At 61.4% G+C, this 17,657-nt stretch carries 17 protein-coding genes; 7 read left to right on the top strand and 10 right to left on the bottom strand.

Translation table 11 applies throughout. The features are described 5' to 3' along the window. Window positions 1–70: 70 nt before the first annotated feature. Together K5Y35_RS08635 and K5Y35_RS08630 are read right to left on the bottom strand one after the other, a co-directional pair. Window positions 71–1,966: an FTR1 family protein gene (locus K5Y35_RS08635; protein WP_222834078.1), complete on the bottom strand. Its 1,896-nt coding sequence runs from the start codon at window positions 1,964–1,966 to the stop codon at window positions 71–73. A gap of 84 nt (window positions 1,967–2,050) precedes the next feature. Next, window positions 2,051–2,950, bottom strand: coding sequence for a LysR family transcriptional regulator (locus tag K5Y35_RS08630; RefSeq protein WP_222834077.1), 900 nt, complete (start codon window positions 2,948–2,950; stop codon window positions 2,051–2,053). 129 nt (window positions 2,951–3,079) lie between these two features. Between K5Y35_RS08630 and K5Y35_RS08625 the strand changes: the two genes are divergently transcribed. The 5 genes from K5Y35_RS08625 (at window position 3,080) to K5Y35_RS08605 (ending at window position 7,849) form a co-directional block, all read left to right on the top strand. Continuing rightward, window positions 3,080–4,459, top strand: a complete 1,380-nt coding sequence (locus tag K5Y35_RS08625; protein ID WP_123469744.1) for a COG3014 family protein — start codon at window positions 3,080–3,082, stop codon at window positions 4,457–4,459. A gap of 234 nt (window positions 4,460–4,693) precedes the next feature. Next, complete coding sequence (locus tag K5Y35_RS08620; protein ID WP_123469746.1) at window positions 4,694–6,088, top strand: COG3014 family protein; 1,395 nt, start codon at window positions 4,694–4,696, stop codon at window positions 6,086–6,088. A 15-nt stretch (window positions 6,089–6,103) separates the two neighbouring features. Continuing rightward, window positions 6,104–6,478 carry a YcfL family protein gene (locus K5Y35_RS08615; RefSeq protein ID WP_186744045.1) on the top strand — a complete coding sequence of 125 codons (375 nt, stop codon included), beginning with the start codon at window positions 6,104–6,106 and terminating at the stop codon, window positions 6,476–6,478. 36 nt (window positions 6,479–6,514) lie between these two features. Beyond that, window positions 6,515–7,102, top strand: a complete 588-nt coding sequence (gene lpoB, locus K5Y35_RS08610) for a penicillin-binding protein activator LpoB (RefSeq protein ID WP_123469750.1) — start codon at window positions 6,515–6,517, stop codon at window positions 7,100–7,102. A gap of 3 nt (window positions 7,103–7,105) precedes the next feature. Continuing rightward, the gene (locus K5Y35_RS08605) at window positions 7,106–7,849 is read left to right on the top strand and encodes a penicillin-binding protein activator LpoB (RefSeq protein WP_123469752.1); all 744 of its coding nucleotides are present in this window, start codon (window positions 7,106–7,108) and stop codon (window positions 7,847–7,849) included. Window positions 7,850–8,066: 217 nt separating this feature from the next. On the opposite strand, the gene K5Y35_RS08600 is transcribed toward K5Y35_RS08605, so the two are convergent. The 3 genes from K5Y35_RS08600 to K5Y35_RS08590 all read right to left on the bottom strand — a co-directional run bounded on the left by K5Y35_RS08600 (window position 8,067) and on the right by K5Y35_RS08590 (window position 11,315). Continuing rightward, a complete protein-coding gene (locus K5Y35_RS08600; RefSeq protein WP_123469754.1) occupies window positions 8,067–8,699 on the bottom strand; it encodes a LysE family transporter in 633 nt (210 codons plus the stop codon). 124 nt (window positions 8,700–8,823) lie between these two features. Continuing rightward, window positions 8,824–9,405, bottom strand: coding sequence for a mechanosensitive ion channel family protein (locus K5Y35_RS08595; RefSeq protein ID WP_123469756.1), 582 nt, complete (start codon window positions 9,403–9,405; stop codon window positions 8,824–8,826). Then, on the bottom strand, window positions 9,405–11,315 hold the full coding sequence (locus tag K5Y35_RS08590) for an ATP-binding cassette domain-containing protein (protein WP_123469758.1): 1,911 nt from the start codon (window positions 11,313–11,315) through the stop codon (window positions 9,405–9,407). The genes K5Y35_RS08595 and K5Y35_RS08590 overlap by 1 nt, the downstream gene beginning before the upstream one ends. A 50-nt stretch (window positions 11,316–11,365) precedes the next feature. On the opposite strand from K5Y35_RS08590, the gene K5Y35_RS08585 reads away from it, so the two are divergent. Further along, window positions 11,366–11,821 (top strand): TIGR02444 family protein, encoded by a 456-nt coding sequence (locus tag K5Y35_RS08585; protein WP_222834076.1) that lies wholly within the window; start codon window positions 11,366–11,368, stop codon window positions 11,819–11,821. Here K5Y35_RS08585 and K5Y35_RS08580 read toward each other — a convergent pair. Continuing rightward, complete coding sequence (locus K5Y35_RS08580; protein ID WP_222834075.1) at window positions 11,818–12,951, bottom strand: AlgP family protein; 1,134 nt, start codon at window positions 12,949–12,951, stop codon at window positions 11,818–11,820. The two genes, K5Y35_RS08585 and K5Y35_RS08580, sit on opposite strands and share 4 nt — an antisense overlap. 192 nt (window positions 12,952–13,143) lie before the next feature. Between K5Y35_RS08580 and K5Y35_RS08575 the strand changes: the two genes are divergently transcribed. Then, window positions 13,144–13,809, top strand: coding sequence for an FKBP-type peptidyl-prolyl cis-trans isomerase (locus K5Y35_RS08575; protein WP_222834074.1), 666 nt, complete (start codon window positions 13,144–13,146; stop codon window positions 13,807–13,809). Between the two features lie 57 nt (window positions 13,810–13,866). Here the strand turns inward: K5Y35_RS08575 and rsd are convergent, their stop codons facing one another. The 4 genes from rsd to K5Y35_RS08555 form a co-directional block, all read right to left on the bottom strand. Then, complete coding sequence (gene rsd / locus K5Y35_RS08570) at window positions 13,867–14,325, bottom strand: sigma D regulator (protein WP_123469766.1); 459 nt, start codon at window positions 14,323–14,325, stop codon at window positions 13,867–13,869. Window positions 14,326–14,508: 183 nt separating this feature from the next. Beyond that, window positions 14,509–15,060, bottom strand: a complete 552-nt coding sequence (locus K5Y35_RS08565; protein WP_123469768.1) for a disulfide bond formation protein B — start codon at window positions 15,058–15,060, stop codon at window positions 14,509–14,511. 217 nt (window positions 15,061–15,277) lie between these two features. Beyond that, complete coding sequence (locus K5Y35_RS08560) at window positions 15,278–16,516, bottom strand: heme biosynthesis protein HemY (protein WP_128616327.1); 1,239 nt, start codon at window positions 16,514–16,516, stop codon at window positions 15,278–15,280. Beyond that, window positions 16,513–17,655, bottom strand: coding sequence for a uroporphyrinogen-III C-methyltransferase (locus tag K5Y35_RS08555; protein ID WP_123469772.1), 1,143 nt, complete (start codon window positions 17,653–17,655; stop codon window positions 16,513–16,515). Before K5Y35_RS08555 ends, K5Y35_RS08560 begins: the two co-directional genes overlap by 4 nt. Between the last annotated feature and the right edge of the window lie 2 nt (window positions 17,656–17,657).

Below are 17,657 nucleotides of genomic sequence, written 5' to 3'. Positions count from 1 at the left end.
CCGCTCCCACAAGGTTAACGCTAACCTGTGGGAGCGGGCTTGCCCGCGAACATGAGCGCAGCGAATGCTCTTAAGCAGTCATCCGCTTCTTCTCCGCGATCCGGCTCCGCCCATACAGCACGACAATCGCCAGAATCGCCAGCGCCTGCGCCGTCAGCGAATAGGCATCGGCATGAATGCCCAGCCAGTCGAAGTCGAAGAACGCCACCGGCCGCGTGCCGAAGATCCCGGCTTCCTGCAGCGCCTTCACGCCGTGCCCGGCGAACACCACCGACAACGCACAGAGCAGACCGGCGTTAATGCTGAAGAACAGCGTCAGCGGCAGTTTCGCCGAGCCGCGCAGGATCACCCAGGCCAGACCGACCAGCAGCACCAGCGCGGTGGCACCACCGGCCAGCACTGCGTCATGCCCGGCGGGGCCTGCCTGCAACCACAGGGTTTCGTAGAACAGGATCACTTCGAACAATTCGCGGTACACCGAGAAGAACGCGAGGATGGCGAAGCCGAAACGCCCGCCGCCGCCCACCAGACTCTGCTTGATGTAATCCTGCCAGGCTGCGGCGTGGCGCCGGTCATGCATCCACACGCCGAGCCACAACACCATGACACTGGCGAACAGTGCCGTCGCGCCCTCGAGCAACTCACGCTGCGAGCCGCTGACATCAATCACGTACGCGGCCAGCGCCCAGGTGCCGAGACCGGCCAACAGCGCCAGGCCCCAACCGATGTTGACGCTGCGCACCGCCGACTGCTGGCCGGTGTTACGCAGGAACGCGAGGATCGCCGCCAGTACCAGAATCGCTTCCAGGCCTTCGCGCAGCAGAATCAGGAGGCCGGAAATGAAGCTCAGCGACCAGCTCAAGCCATCGCTGCCGAGTAACCCGGCGGACTCCTTGAGCCTGGCCTTGGCGGCATCCAGACGCTGTTCGGCCTGCTCGACCGGCAAACCGTCCTGCAACGACTGCCGATACGCCATCAGGGATTTTTCGGTGTCTTTGCGCACAGTGGCGTCGACGTTATCCAGCGAGCTTTCGACCAGCTCGAAACCTTCCAGATAGGCCGCCACCGACAGGTCATACGCCTGATCGTGGTCGCCGGCACGATACGCCGCGAGACTCTTGTCCAGAGTCGCAGCGGTGTAGTCGAGCAACTGCGCCGGGCCCCGCTTGACCTGCGGCGGCTGCGCGCGCTGGGCGCGGAAGGTTGCGGCGGTTTGCACACCTTCGGCGGCCTGTACTTCGGCCGGGGTCTGGCGGGCCAGATCGGCGATGTTGTAGGTCTTGTCGGATTTGGCCGCTGCCGGGTCGGCACTGAAGCCGGCGATGTAGGTCGCCAGGTCCCAGCGCTGACGGTCATCCAGTTGATCGGCGAAGGCCGGCATGTCGGTGCCTTCGACGCCCTGACCGAGGGTGCTGTAGATCGCGTACAGGCTCAGGTGATCCATCCGTGCGGCATCGCGCAGGTTGGCCGGTGCCGGCGACATGCCGAGACTCGCCGGGCCGTCGCCGGCCCCGGTTTCACCGTGGCAAACCGAGCAGTTTTGCGCGTAGAGCGGCGCGCCGCGGATCGGATCCGGCGTGATGATCGGTGCCTGGCTGACTTCATACGCCACCGCCAGTTGTGCCCCCAGTTGCCGGGCCTGACGGGCGACTTCGGCGCCGTCCTGTTTGGCGCTGATAGCGGCGTGCAGAGCCGCGACGCCTTGCTCCAGCGCCGCCTTCTCCGGCTTGACCGGCATGCCGGCGATCAGGCCTTGCAGCACCTGGGTGAATTCCAGTTGCTCGCGGTATTCGCCGTCGTCGACAACCTTGCCCGCCGCCACCGTCGGCGGGTAGTCCGCACTGATGTAATCGAGCAAGTGCAGCGCCTGCGGGGCGCCTTCCACAGTATCGGCGAGCAGATTGAAGCTGCTCAAGGCAAGCAACGGAAACGCCAGCCAGGCCAGGAAACGGGACGCGGCAGTCATGAAGAATTCTCAAATGGAAATGCGAAGTTACATATTGTTCACTTCGAACGCCTTTCACTCAAGCTTTGTCGACGGAGAACCGCTTCAGCGCAATGGCATCGACGCGTTTCGGTAGTGTTCGAGCATGAATTCGACAAACACCCGCACCTTGAGCGCCACGTGTCGGGCATGGGGATAGAGCGCGTAATAGTGGCGCTGACCGAGGCTGCAATTGGGCAGGATCTGCACCAGCCGCCCCGCCAGCAGATCGTCCTGCACCGTAGCCCGGGTGAACGCGGCAATGCCGACACCGGCCAGCGCCGCAGCGTGCAACGAGCTGATCGAGTCGGCCTTGAACCGGCCTTGCGCGCGCACGCTGCTGGTGCCCCCACGCGCATCGGTCAGCAGCCAGTCGCTGCCGCCGGCAAACGCCAGTAACTGATGTCCGGCCAGCTCGCGCACCTGACGCACCAGGCCATGACGGGCGACGTAGCCCGGTGACGCCACCAGCAACATGTCCGAAACGGTCAGCAGGAGCGCCACCAATGACGAGTCGGCCAATGGCCCGCAGATACGCAACGCCACGTCGAAGCCCTCGGCGATCAGGTCGACGAAGCGGTCATCGCAGGACAGGTCCACCTCGATCTCGGGATAGCGCTGTTGAAACGCCGGCAGCCAGTGCGCCAGCTCCAGCGTACCGATCACCATCGGCGCGCTGATGCGCAGCACACCGCTGGGGCTTTCGTGAGCCTGCCCCGCTGCCAGCGCAGCCTGATCAAGACGCTCGAGAATGTCCACGCACGCCGCGTAATACTGCTGCCCCGCCGTGGTCAGGCTGAAACGGCGGGTATTACGGTTGATCAGGCGCGTGCCGAGTTCGCTTTCCAGTTGCTGCAACTGCCGGGAGATGGTCGAGTGGGTGGTGTCGAGTCGCTCGGCAGCGGCGCTGAAGCCGCGACACTCGACAATGCAACAAAAGGCGCGCATGGCTTGCAGCTGGTTCATCGAGAGTCCCCGACTTGTTGATCGCTGAGCACGCAAGCCTAGCGTAATGCTTACCCACCCGGCAGCAGCAAAGCGCCCCTATAATGCGTCATCCCCGTGCTTTTGCCGTTCAAGGAAGAACCCGTCTCCATGCGCCATTGTCTGCCGTTCTGCCTGCTGCTCAGCCTCATCGTGCAACTGAGCGGTTGCGCCGCTTATCGCAATTACGATCAGGAAATGCAGCAGACTATCGACCAGATGACGCAGGGCAATCTGAACGAAGCGCTCTACCTGATGGAGCTGCACAATCCTTGGGAAGACAAGGATCTGCTGTATTACCTGGAACGCGGCGCGATTCTCAGCGCCGGCACCAACCTGCCAAAAAGCCAGGAAGCCTGGCGCAGTGCCGACCGGATGATTTTCCAGCGTGAAGAGACCACCCCCTCAGCCCCAATCAAACTGCTGACCCGCTTCGGCAACGAAATGGGCACGATGCTGGTCAACGACAAGCTGCTGCGCTACGAGGGCTACGACTACGAAAAAGTCATGCTGACCACCGAGATGGCGCTCAACCAACTGGCGGAAAACGATTTCGACGGTGCCCGGGCTGACATCAAGAAAACCCACGAGCGCGAAACCCTGATCGCCCGCCAGCGCGAAAGGCAATACGAAGAAGCTGAAGAGCAAGCCAAAAGCCAAGGGATCACGCTGCATTACAAAGACTTGCAAGGCTATCCGGTGACCATCCTCGACGCTCCGCAAGTCATCGCGCTGAAGAATGGCTACCAGAGTGCGTTCAGTCATTATCTGGCTGGCTTCACCTATGAAGCCTTGGGCGAGCGTACGCTCGCGGCACCCGGCTATCGACAAGCGATCGAATTGCGCCCGGGCCTGCGGTTTCTCGAAAACGCTCTGCGCAATCTGGACAAACCCGGGCCGGCAGCCGATGAAAGCGAGATTCTAATCGTGGTCCAGGCCGGCTTCGCCCCGGCACGCAGTTCGGTGCAAGTGCCGATCCCGGTGCGTCTGAACGAAAACCTGACGATTGTCGCCCCGATTTCGTTCCCGGTGATGGTGCCCGACACGCTCACACCTCCGGTTCCAAGCGTGCTCGTCGATGGTAAACAATACCCGCTGACGATGATCAACAGCGTCACGGACATGGCCATGCGCACCTTGCGCGATGACATGCCGGCGATCATTTCCCGCGCCATGTTCCGCGCCAACATGGCCGCCATCAGCCAGGCGCAAAAGAACGAACGCGATCCGGCCAAGGCTTCGCTGGTGGTGACCGATCACGATCCTTTCGAGGAAGCTGACACACGAACCTGGCGCACACTGCCGGATAAAACCCTGGTCGCCCGTCTGCGCCTGAAAAAAGGCCTGCACCGCGTGCGCTTTCCGTATTTTCGCGCAGAAGACGGGTTCACGGTACGCGTCGACCAGAACCATCAAGTGTTCAATCTGCGGGTATTCATGGGCAAAAACTATTTCGTGGGTTCCGCACTGGTCCTGCCTGAAACGCCATGAACGCAGGACGATTGATAATGCTTAGAATGATGGCACCAAACTAACAAGTGCGATTAAAAAGCTATTACATAGCCAGCACCGCCCGCCTATAATGCCGCGCCTTCGTTATTGCGATGAGGCATTAAAGCTCCTCTTGTTATGAGGAATTGGCAGGAGGCCAGCGCCACTGTCGATGGGTCACCTCAGCCCGACCAGCATTCGCGGCTGCATTTACTCCAGGGAAGAAGTACCCCCATGGCATTCCGCGCCCCCACTCTGATCGCGCTCAGCGCCATCACCCTGCTATCCGGCTGTTCAGCGTTTCGCAACTACGACTCGGAACTGGCCCAGACCAACCAGCAACTGGCCAGCGGCAACGTCGATGCCGCCCTGACCCTGCTGGAAAAGAACAACACCGGCCCTGACAAGGACCTGCTCTATTACTTCGAGAAAGGTGAATTGCTGCGCGCCAAAGGCGACCTGTCCGGCAGCCAGAACGCCTGGACCAGCGCCGATCAGGTGGTCGGGCAGTGGGAAGATGCGGTCAAGCTCGACAGCGCCAAATACCTGGCCCAGTTCGGCAGCTTCATCGTCAACGACAAGGTGCGTCGCTACGAGGGCTACGACTACGAAAAAGTCATGCTGACCACGCAGATGGCCCTCAACCTGCTGGCAGTCAACGATTTCGACGGCGCCCGCACCGCGATCAAGAAGACCCACGAACGTGAAGCGGTGATCGCCGACCTGCGCGACAAGGAATACCTGAAAAGCGAAGAAGAGGCCGAGAAAGAAGGGATCAAGACCCAGTACAAGGATCTGCAGGGTTATCCGGTCGCCAGCCTCGATGCGCCGGAAGTGGTCAGCCTGAAAAACAGCTACCAGAGTGCGTTCAGCCATTACCTGGCCGGTTTCGTCTACGAAGCCCTGGGTGAAAAAGATCTGGCTGCACCGGGCTATCGCAAAGCGGCCGAACTGCGGCCGAACACACCGTTGCTGGAACAGGCACTGGTCAACCTCGACAAGCCGTCGAAGTCTGACGACAGCGACATCCTGATCGTGGTGCAAAGCGGCCTGGCGCCGTCGCGCGACTCGATCCGCGTGCCGCTGCCATTGCCGATTTCCAACAACGTGGTGATCACTCCGCTGTCGTTCCCGATCATCAAGCCTGACACCTCCACTGCGCCGTTCGCGCAGATCGGCGTCGATGGCCAGCAAGTCAACCTGACCGCCCTCAACAGCACCACCGCCATGTCCCGCCGCGCCCTGCGCGATGACATGCCGGGGATCATCGTGCGCACCACCGTGCGCGCAATCACCAAAGGTGTGGCGCAGAAGAAGATCAACGAAACCAACCCGCTCGCGGGTCTGGCCGTGGGTATCTCTTCAGCTGTGCTGGAAGGTGCCGATACCCGTACGTGGCGCACCCTGCCGGACAACACCCAGGTGGTGCGTCTGCGCTTGAAGAAAGGCGAGCACCAGGTCAGCCTGCCGAGCGCCGTGGGCGGTTCGGTGGTCAAGGTCACCGTCGACCAGCGTTATCAGGTGATCAGCCTGCGCGCCGTGGGCAATCAAGTATTCGCCGGTGGCATCGCCGCCCACGTGATCCCGAGCGCCGGCGCGACCAACGTCGCCAGCCTCAAACAACCTTAAGAACGGAGTCTTTGCATGCGCTTCAAACTCATCGCCGTTGCCGCCCTCGCCGTCCTGGCGAGCGGCTGCGCCACCCCGCCACCGCCAGAGCCGGGCAGCGCCGCGAGCAAAGTCGTGGCCATGGGGCCGCAGAAACACATCGTCGTCGGCGCCATGCGCGTCGCCCGCGAAAACGGCTTCATGACCGTCAATGTGCAGTTGAGCAACACGCTCAACAGCAACAAGATTTTCTACTACCGCTTCGCCTGGCTTGGCGCGGAAGGCTTCCCGATCGCCGAGGAAGAAGTCTGGAAAAGCCAGATGATGTACGGCGCCCAGACCAGCTTCATCCAGGGCATCGCGCCGACGCCGAAAGCCGTGGATTTCCGTCTGGAACTCAAGACGCCTTAAGTCCGCCACCCTATTTCTGTTTGAGAGAGCATTCCCATGTTTGCACGCTTTTCCTGCATCGCCGTCCTCGCCCTGCTGGCCTCCGGTTGCGCCAACACTTCGCCGACCCTGGGCAGCAAGAACATCAGCTACGGCGACACCAAAGCGGTTGAAACCGTGACCAACGAATTCGGTTCGACCGACCTGCAAATGATTGCCGAGTCGATGACCCGTTCCCTGGCCCAGTCCGGCATCCTGCAGGGTCGCCCGGTGGTTCAGGTCTACGACGTGAAGAACAAGACCAGCGAGTACATCGACACGCGTGAGATCACCACCAGCATCAAGACCCAGTTGATGAAAACCGGCGTGGCCCGTTTCGCCAGCGACAACAACGCCATGCAGAGCCAGGTTGACCAGCTCAAGCTGCAAAACCAGAGTGGCCTGTACAAGAAAAGCACCGTGGCCAAGACTGGCAACATGGTTGCCGCCAAGTACCGCATCGAAGGTTCGATCAGCTCGATCGTCAAGCGCAGCAGCGACTACAAGGACGTCTTCTACAAATTCAGCCTGCAACTGATCGACGTCGAAAGCGGTCTGGCCGAGTGGATGGACGAAAAAGAGATCCGCAAAACCACGGAGCGTTAATCAATGCGCACATGGATTGGCATGATGGCCCTGGCTTGCGCGTTCAGCGTGCAAGCGGCCCCGAAAGTCGCGGTGACGGATCTGGCGTATCAGGAGCGCGTGGAGCAATACATCCACATCGTTTCAGCGCAGAGCAATTACCGCGAGGGTTATTACAGCTCCAGTGGTTCTTCGAACTACAACGAGCTGGAAGCGACCACCAGCTACATCGAACAGGGTGAACTGCGTAAATTCACCGGCGACATCAAGGGTGAAATCCTGCGCACCGGCATGTTCCAGCTGGTGCAGGGCACGCCGTACACCGCGTCGTCCAAGGGTGACATCTACGACGTGATCAAGCGCATCAAGGCCGGCAACTTCAAGGGTGCCGACTATGTGCTGTTCGGCACCGTGTCGGACATCGACTTCACCCAGGACATGAACGAGCTGGCGCACACCGACAGCTATTCGGCGGTGCTGGGCCTGACGCTGGTGGCGGATTTCAGCCTGATCAACACCAAGACCTACGAGATCACCTCGGCCTTCACGGCGATGGGTGAAGCGCAGGACACCAAACTGGTGAACGGCCGCGACATCAAGATCTCGCTGAACCGCCCTCGGGTGGTGCGTGAGGTGTCGAAAGCGCTGGGGGAAGACGTGGCCGGGCAACTGAGCATGCAGCTCGGTGGTGGCGGCTACGAGCAGCCGCGCGAAGCACCACAGCGCAACAATCTGCCGCGTGATACCGCGCCGGTGATTTTGCACTGAACCGGTTCTGAGGCCTTTGTGGCGAGGAACTCTGTGGCGAGGGGATTTATCCCCGTTGGGTCGCGAAGCGGCCCTCGCTCTTGATTCAAGAAGATGGGGACTGCTGCGCAGTCCAACGGGGATAAATCCCCTCGCCACAAAAGCTCGCTTGCCCCGATGTCTCGGTAGAAATGAAAAAGGCGACCTCACGAGGTCGCCTTTTTTCTGCCTGGAAGGTTTACGCCGCCGCTTTGCGCAACGTTGCCATAAACGCCGCTGCACCGATGAACAGCCCGGCAAACGTGCGGTTCATGCGCTTCTGCTGCTGCGGTGTACGCAACAGGCGCAGCACCTTCGACGCCAGCCCGGTGTAACCGGCCATGACAATCAGGTCGACAAAGATCATCGTCACACCAATCACCACATACTGAATCAGCAACGGCGCATGGGGATTGATGAACTGCGGCAGCACCGCCAGCATGAATACCAGGGCCTTGGGATTGCTGATGTTCACCAGAAACCCGCGGAACACCAACGCCAGTGGCCGGCCGATCGGCCGCACCGCCGCGTCATCGCTCATGTCCATGGGCAGCGCACGCCATTGCTTGATAGCCAGATAAACCAGATACGCCACACCGAACCATTTGATCGCATGGAACGCGGTGGCCGAGGCAGTGAGGATCGCACCGACACCGGCGCCGACAATCGCAATCTGCACAGCCAGGCCGATTTGCAGGCCGAGGGCGTTCCAGTAGCCGCGCCAGAAACCGTATTGCAAACCGCTGGACATCGACGCAATGGCGCCCGCACCCGGGGAAAGGCTGATCACCCAGCAGGCGGCGAAAAACGCCAGCCATGTTTGTAGCTCCATCGCACACCTCGACTCATGCTCGTGACAAACGTCAAAGCTAATGCGGTTTGGGGCGGATGACTACCGATTTTTACGGTGGGAGCGGGCTTGCTCGCAAAGGCGTCAGATCAGATGTCCGGGGAATCTATTTTTCGAAACCGCTGGAAGGAAACACATCGCTGCCGCGCCAGCGCCGCACCGAACGCTGAAAGAACAGGCTGTTCGGCACCTGCACCATCGCACTACCGGTGCCCAGTTCTTCAGCCTCGATCAACGTGGTGTAAAGCAGATTGATCGCCACCACCCGGCCTTTGACGCCAGGCTTGTCAGTGGTGTCGACCAGCTCGACCACATCGCCCAGGCGAAACGGCCCGACGGTGAAGATCAGGATCGCGCACAGCAGGTTCGACAGCACACTCCACATCGCGAAGAACGCCACCGCCGCCACCGCGACGAAACCCGACAGGGCCGTCCACAACACGGTGGCCGACACCCCGAGGCGTTCCAGCACGAAAATCAGCGCGCTGCCCATGATCAACCAGCGCAGCGCGCCACGCAGCGGCATCAGCAACTGCGGCGGGAACGGATAGCGCTCACCCAGTCGGGTCAGGCCTTTGGCGACGAAGCGCTGGGCCAGATAACCGGCCAGCAGGATCAGCAGAATCTGCACGCCAAACCAGACCGGCTCGACCCACTCCGCCGGCAGCGGCAGTTTGAACGCTTCCATCAGGACAGCGCCTCCAGCTCCGCCTGCATGCTTTCCAGCGTCTCGAGCGCTTCCATCCAGGCCTCTTCCAGCTCGGCTTCGCGCACTTTCAGCTTGGCTTGTTCGGCCAGCAGATCACGCAATTCGTTCTTGCGCGCCGGCTCGTAGATGTCGCTGTCGCCGAGGCTGGCGTCGACCTTGGCGAGTTTCTCGTGAAGTTTGCCCAGCTCGGCTTCGAGCTTGTCGGCTTCACGCTTGTGCGGTGCCAGTTGCTGACGCAACGCCGCCGCGGCCTGACGCTGGGCCTTCTTGTCGGTCTTGTCCGGGTTGACCGGGGTGTTGCTGACCGGCGCGTTGCGCTGACGGTATTCCACCAGCCAGCGGGCATAATCTTCGAGGTCACCATCGAACTCTTCGACCTTGCCGTCAGCGACCAGGTAGAAATTGTCGGTAGTGCTCTTGAGCAAGTGGCGATCGTGAGACACCACCAGCACCGCGCCGCTGAATTCCTGCAGCGCCATGGTCAGCGCCAGGCGCATTTCCAGGTCCAGGTGGTTGGTCGGTTCGTCGAGCAGCAACAGGTTCGGTCGCTCCCAGGCGATCAACGCCAGGGCCAGACGCGCCTTTTCGCCACCGGAGAAATTCAGTACGGGTTCGTCGATGCGCGCGCCACGGAAGTCGAAACCGCCGAGGAAGTCGCGCAGGGTCTGCTCGCGCTCGGTCGGCGCCAGACGCTGCAGGTGCAGCAGCGGGCTGGCCTTGGCGTCGAGCGAGTCGAGCTGATGCTGGGCAAAGTAGCCGACCACGGTGTTTTCGCCACGGGTCAGGCGCCCGGCCAGCGGCTCGAGCTCACCGGCAAGGTTCTTGATCAGAGTCGATTTACCCGCGCCGTTCGGCCCGAGCAGGCCGATCCGCGCCCCCGGGGTCAGTTGCAGCTTGACCTTCTCGAGGATGGTTTTGTCGCCGTAGCCCAGACGTGCATCGGACAGGTCGATCAGCGGGCTGGAGATCTTGGTCGACTCGCGGAAAACGAAATCGAACGGCGAATCGACGTGGGCCGCCGACAGTTCTTCCATGCGCTCCAGTGCCTTGATCCGGCTCTGCGCCTGACGGGCCTTGGTGGCCTGGGCCTTGAAGCGGGCGATGTAGCTTTCCATGTGCGCACGTTGCGCCTGCTGCTTCTCGTAGGCCTGTTGCTGCTGGGCCAGACGCTCGGCACGCGCACGTTCGAACGCGGTGTAGCCGCCACGGTACAAGGTCAGTTTGCGTTGATCGACGTGAGCCACGTGATCGACCACTTCGTCGAGGAAGTCGCGGTCGTGGGAAATCAGCAACAAGGTGCCCGGGTAGCTTTTCAGCCACTCTTCGAGCCAGATGATCGCGTCGAGGTCCAGGTGGTTGGTCGGTTCGTCGAGCAGCAACAGGTCCGACGGGCACATCAGCGCCTGCGCCAGGTTCAGACGCATCCGCCAGCCACCGGAGAAATCGCCGACCTGGCGATCCATCTGCTCGTTGGTGAAGCCGAGCCCGGCCAGCAACTTGCGAGCGCGTGCGTCAGCGGTATAACCGTCGGCGCTGTCGAGTTCGGCGTGCAGACGCGCCAGAGCGGTGCCGTCGTGGGCCTCTTCGGCCACGGCAAGGTCACGCTGCACTTCGCGTAGACGCAGGTCGCCATCGAGCACATAGTCGACCGCCAGACGCTCGAGGGTGTCGACCTCCTGGCGCATGTGCGCGATCCGCCAGTCGGCCGGCAGCAGGCAATCGCCCGAGTCCGGGTGCAACTCGCCGCGCAACAAGGCGAACAGGCTGGATTTGCCGGCGCCGTTGGCACCGATGAGGCCGGCTTTGTGGCCGGCGTGCAGGGTCAGCTCGGCGTCTTCTAGCAGACGTTGCGGGCCACGCTGTAAAGTCAGGTTCTGAAGTCGGATCATAATGGCGGCGGAGTCTACCAGCTTCGCTCACAACTGGCGCGAGTAGCACGATGTCCTCTGACCTGTGGAGCTTTTCCCTTGCCACCTACGCCCGCCCGGGTGTGGAAGACGCTTGCCTGCAATTGCAATCGACGGGGGCCAATGTCTGCCTGCTGCTGTGCGGTTTGTGGCTGGAACAACGCGCAATTGCCTGCAACGAACAACGCGTGCAGCAACTGCAAATGCTGGTGGGTCCCTGGGATATCGAGGTGGTGCAACCGCTGCGGGCATTACGCATGCAATGGAAAACCCTGGCGGCGGAAGATCCGGTGCTCAAGGGGTTGCGCGAACAGATGAAGGCGCTGGAACTGGAGGCCGAACGGCATCTGTTGTGGCAGCTGGAGCAGGTGACTCAGAACTGGCCGCAGGCACTATCAGCGTCGAATGAGTGGCTGGAAAGCCTGATGGGCGCCAGCCCGAACCGCGACGCGCTGCGAGTGCTGCGCGACGCGGTCACCCACGCTTAGGAAGCGCTGGTTGGGTTGCTGGTGACGCTCGACGCAGCGGCCGGCGTTGGCGCAGTCGTGGTGGTCGAGGCAGTAGCGGCCGGCGCAGCGGTCGCTGGCGAGGTTGCCGGTGCGGCAGGCTTGGCTGCTGGAGCCGTGGCCGGTTTGGCGGCAGCTGGTTTGGCAGCAGCTGGTTTTTTCACGGCTGGTTTTGCGGCTGGTTTTGCGGCCGGCTTGGCAGCAGGTTTAGCCGCAGCAGGCTTGGCGGCAGTCGCTGCCGGTTTGGCTGCAGCAGTTGGCTTGGCTGCTGGTTTGGCTGCTGGTTTGGCAGCGGCCTTCACAGCGGGTTTTGCCGCAGGCTTCGCGGCCGGTTTCGCGGCGGCTTTGGCAGCAGGACGGGCGGCTGCAGTTTTGGCGGCAGGCTTGGCAGCCGGTTTTGCCGCAGCGGTTTTGGCAGCCGGTTTGGCAGCGGCGGTTTTCGCCGGAGCGGCTTTGGCAGCGGCTGGTTTGGCAGCAGCCGGTTTAGCGGCAGCTGGTTTTGCAGCGGTGGTTTTAGCAGCCGGCTTCGCAGCGCTGGCCGCAGCCGGTTTTTTCACAGCAGGTTTGGCAGCCGCTTTCACGGGTGCTTTTGCAGCAACTTTAGCCGCCGGTTTGGCAGCAGCCGTTTTCGCTGGCGCCTTGGTTGCAGCAGGTTTAGCTGCAGCAGGTTTGGCTGCGGCTTTCTTCGCCGGTGCTGCTGCGGGTTTGGTTGCACGGGAAGTCAGCACTTTACCCACTGCCTCCTGGACGCGACCCACACCCTGGGCCAGTTTCAGGCTTTCCTGAGCATCGCGCTTGAGTTGCAGAATGTAGCTGCGAGTGTCGGACTGACGCTCTTTTAAAGCATCGAGCAGGTCTTCCAGTTCTTTCACCGCAGCCTTGGCTTTGTTCTGTGCCTTGGCTTTACCGGCAGTGGCTGCGTCCTGCAATTTGGTGCGGGATTTGTGCAGTTTTTCTTGCGCCTTGCCGCGTTGCTTTTCCAGTTTGGCGAGCAGTTTTTCAGCATCAGCCAAGGCTTGGGAGCAAGCGTTTTCCAGATGCTCGAGCAGGCTGCCCGAGAGTTGTTGGAGTAAGTGCAACGGAGTATTTACAGGCTTCTTGGTGGCCGACATGGTTTACCTCCTGGCTGACGTGGGTGCGGCTCATACTAGACCTCTGCAGTTACCGCCGCTAGGGCATCTTGACAGTATCGTTTGCGTTGCGTTGCACCGAAGCGAAAATGTTCTGCGCAAAGGCAAAAGCAGTTCACCGTTGCAGTCGTTTGCGCTGGCATAATCCACCGCATCTCAGGACGGAGAGTGCCCATGTCGCGCTACTTTTTTTTATCCCTCTGCCTGGTTTTTTCCGCAGTCCACGCTGACGAAAAAACCACCGCGAATGACGCTCACGATCTGGCTTACAGCCTGGGTGCCAGCCTCGGTGAACGGCTACGCCAGGAAGTCCCGCAACTGCAGATTCAGGCACTGGTCGAAGGCTTGCAGCAGGCTTATCAAGGCAAGCCGCTGGCGCTGAGCGAAGCGCGCATCGAACAGATCCTTGCCGATCATGAATCGCAAAACGCCGAGCACGCTTCACAGAACTCCAGCGACGTCGCGATGGAAAACGAGCAGCGTTTCCTCACCACTGAAAAAGCCAAACCGGGTGTGAAGGAACTGGCTGACGGCATCCTGCTCACCGAGCTGACGCCGGGCACTGGCGCCAAGGCCGGCCCCGATGGAAAAGTGCAGGTGCTGTATGTCGGTCGACTGCCGGACGGCACCGTGTTCGATCAGAACACTCAACCGCAATGGTTCAACCTCGACAGCGTGATTGCCGGTTGGCGCACCGCGTTGCAGAACATGCCGGTAGGGGCGAAATGGCGACTGGTGATTCCATCGGATCAGGCCTATGGCGCTGATGGCGCCGGCGACTTGATCGCACCGTTTACACCACTGGTGTTTGAAGTGGAATTACGCGGCGCGACCAGTTGATCAGGCAATAAAAAACGGTGCGCTTGGGGCGCACCGTTTTTTTGATCAGGGTTCGGATCAGGCCTGAACCGGATCCTCTTCCTTGTGTGCCGTATGCAGCACTTCAATCAGGCAGTCTTCGAGTTCGAAGCGTTCGTGGAGCAGGCCACCGAGCTCCTTGAATTTCTCGGCAACGCATTTGCCGGCATCGCACAGATCATTGAACGCGAGCAGCTTCTCGGTGATGACGTCGATACGCGGGTAGATCGTCTCGGCGAGTTCCAGGCCACGCTTGTCGTTGAACGCCTTGGCTTCGCCCGTCAGCTGTTCATAGATTTCGAAATGCCCGGCCGACACGTAATCAACCAGCACGCCGCAGAATTCCTGCAAAGGCTTACGGCTCTCGGACAACGACTCAGGCTGCGCGCCGAGTTTGTCGTAGGCGCCAATCAGCTCCTCACGCTCCTGCAACCAGCGGTCGATCAGCAGATGAACTCCACCCCAACGTTCCTGAGCATTCTGACAACTTTCGAGCATGGCAATCTCTCTTCCCTTGTGGGTCATGCTGCTCTACACCCGCGCCCCGCTTTTGGTTTTGGCTTGGGGGACGGCCGGGCAGAGCGTCATCGAGCAACATAAATCCAATGACACGTGCGGGCCAGATTATGCCCGCACGCCTATGGCTTCAAGGTACGCAGGAGATAAAGTTCATACAAGTGTTTAATCCCGCAGCCCCCCCCGGTGCGACGCTTCGCCGCTGAGCGGTCGCTGCAGAGCGCCCCAGACCAGCCGTAACATTTGATAGACCGCAAGAATCGACACCGCGACAAAGAACAACAGACTCCATTCCGGAAGACTCAGATCGAACAGCGTCCAGGAAATTTCCGCGCAATCAGTACCGCCGTTAAACATTCGTTGCAATGCGCAGATCCACGACAGTCCACTGAACAGCGTCTCGGCCGCCGGTGCACAATTGTCCAGTTGCAGCACCGGATCGCTTTGTATCAGCACCTGGCGCCAGGCCGCCGTGGTGCCGCCCAGACTCGCGCACAGCACCAGCAGCCAGTAAAGCCACAAGCCAACACGCCTGGGGCCATGCACCGCCGCCAGACCGCAGCACACGCACAGCAGCGTAAGAAACAACCGCTGCACCAGACATAGACTGCACGGCGCCAGACCGACCGCGTATTCAAGATAATAGGAAGCTCCCAGAGCAAAGGCCCCCGCAGTGAAAGCCATGAAAAACAAGGAGCGTGAGCAGGCCAACGACATGGCTTTTCCGTAACAGTGGAGACAGGCTGTAACGGTAGAGGAAAGCGTGTCAGCCTTTCAAGACGAGGTCCTGACGACAGTTCACCAGAGGTGTAGGGAAAACCCGACAGGTTCAAGAGGAAAGGATGAAGCCCTCTGTAGGACTTTATCCAGGGCGCTGACTGAAGTTGAATTTCGGTCGTAAACGGTCAACGAGGGAGAGGCCTCCCTCGTGTCTTCAGGCATGCACCGGAGCCGGCAACGGCGCGGCCAGCAAGCGCTCATCCAACAGACCAAGCCCTTCCTGAAACAACTGATTGCTGCGCTCGGTATCGCCCAGTTGCGCAAGCAGGCGGGCCAGCTCGGCACAGGTTTCCGGATTGCGCTGCACGCGCAGGCTGCTTTCCAGATAATCCCGGGCCTTGCCCCACAGACTGGTTTGCAGGCAGAGACGTCCCAGAGTCAGCAGCAGGCTCGGGTCGCCCGGATGCTCCTTGAGCCAGCCTTCGGCGGTTTGCAGCTGGCGCGCAGGATCACTGCCGCGCACCAGACCATAAAGCCGGGCGAGATGGCTGTCGTACTTGCGCTTCAGCGCCGTGCGCAGGACTTCTTCAGCCTCGACCTGAGCCCCCAACTGACGCAACTGCTCGGCGTACGCCAGCACCAGCGGCGGCTCCTGACGCTGGGCCGAGGTGAGCTGTTCCCAGGCCCGCTGCAGCGACTGCCGGCCCACGCTGCCGTCCTCGTCACGGTGCGCCGCCAGCGACAGGTTTTCGCCCCAGGCGCGTCGTTCCAGCTCAGCCAGTTCGGACGGCGGCAGGACTTTGTCCTTGCGCAGCTCCGGCAACAGACGAATCACCGCCGACCATTCGCCACGTTGCTGATACAGACGCTGCAATTGCCGCAACGTCTGCGCATTGCGTGGATGACGTTCGTGCATCGCTTGCAGGGTCACCAGGGCGCCCTCGGTATCGCCGCGATCGGTCTGCAACTGTGCATGGCTCAAGGCAATCGCCAACTCAGCCTGAGGTTGGCGTTCGAGCGCCCGTTCCAGCAAGCGATCGCACTCCTCGTAATGGCCTTGCTCGTTGGCCGCCCGGGCCGCGCCGAGGTAGTACAGCAACGGTTGGCGTTCAGCTTCGGCGGCGCGGTAAAGATGACGCTGCGCGCTGGCCCAGCGACCTTCCGCCAGATCCAGCTGACCATGTTCGATCGCCACTTGCACGCGACGGCTGCGGTTGCGTCGCGACCACGGGTTGACCACGCCGCTGGAGGTCATGACCAGTTCAACCAGTGCCTTGATCCCCCAGATCACCAGCCACAACACTGCGATCACCGCAAGAGTCGCCCACAGGCTCGACTCATAGCGGAAGCTCTTGTAGGCGACCAGCACGTAACCGGAATGCTCGGCAATCGCCAGCCCCAACGCCGCCGTCGCGGCGATCACCAGAAACACGATCACATACAGGCGTTTCATGGCGTGGCCTCCTGCGCAGTGCTGGCAGCAGGTTTGGCGAAGGGTTTCACCGACTCTTCGGCGTTGACGTTACGCCGCTCAAGATAAGCCTGAACCGCACTCAACGTGCCGGCCAGATCCGGCGTGGCGACCGTGACCGGTGCCTTGCTCAGCTCGGCGACCTGTTCGAGCATCACTTTGCTCTGCGGATTGTCCGGGTTGAAATTGCCCTTGAGCACGTCACGCGCCTCGGCCAGCGCCTGGGTGTAAACCGGCGCCTGACCATTGAGCGCGGCCCACTGCGCCTGCTCCAGCGCCAGGCTCAGGGCCAGGCGGACCTGGCTCAGGCTCTGACCGGCCAGCAATGGCTTCACATTCTTGTCGGCGTTGAAATCAATGCGGATGTAGCGCGAGATCTGATCCCACCACTGCGCCCAGCGACTGGCGCCGTCACCATCGGACGTCAGGCCCAGCAGCGACTCGCCGCGATCCTTGTACTCCGGCGCCAGCTCGGTGAGGCTGATGACCTGATCGCGCAGGGCACCAATACGCAGAAACAATCCGGTGCGATCCGGCTGCTCGGTGCTGCGCAGGGCGACGAGGGTTTTCGCCACTTGCTCACGGGCGGCGAACGATCCGGGGTCGTTCTGCTCACGCAGGATTTCATCGGCGCCCTGGACCAATGCCTGTGCGCTGCTGATGTCCTGCAACGCCGACAGACGCAGGCTGGCCAGACGCAGCAAGTGCTCGGCCTCAGCCAGGCGCCAATCCTTGCGACTGGCGCCAAGGACCGTTTCCAGACGCTGATTGAGGCGCTGTTGATCACCCTGCAGTTGAGTCACCAGACGCTGTCGATCAGCCAGTTCATCGGCACCCGGCAACTGCGCGAGGCGTTCGGTCAGGCGCTGTTCGTTGAGTTTCAGGCTCTGTGCCTGATCGTTCAACGCCTGCACCTGGCCCGACTGTTGTTGCGTGTTGGTCTGCAGGTGACGTACCTGCCAGACACCCCAGCCACCAATCGCGACGCCGGCGGCGCCGAGCAACAAGGCGACGATCGCCAATCCATTGCCTCGGCGCGGCTCGGTGGCCGGCGGTGGCGTTTCAACCTGAGTCTCGATCACAGGCTGGACATCATCTTTAGGCAAGGCTGTTTCGCTCACGT

The organism is Pseudomonas sp. SC3(2021) (assembly GCF_019856535.1).
Lineage (GTDB): Bacteria > Pseudomonadota > Gammaproteobacteria > Pseudomonadales > Pseudomonadaceae > Aquipseudomonas > Aquipseudomonas monsensis.
The sequence above is the reverse complement of the archived record's forward strand: the minus strand, read 5'-3'. Positions and strand labels throughout refer to the sequence as shown.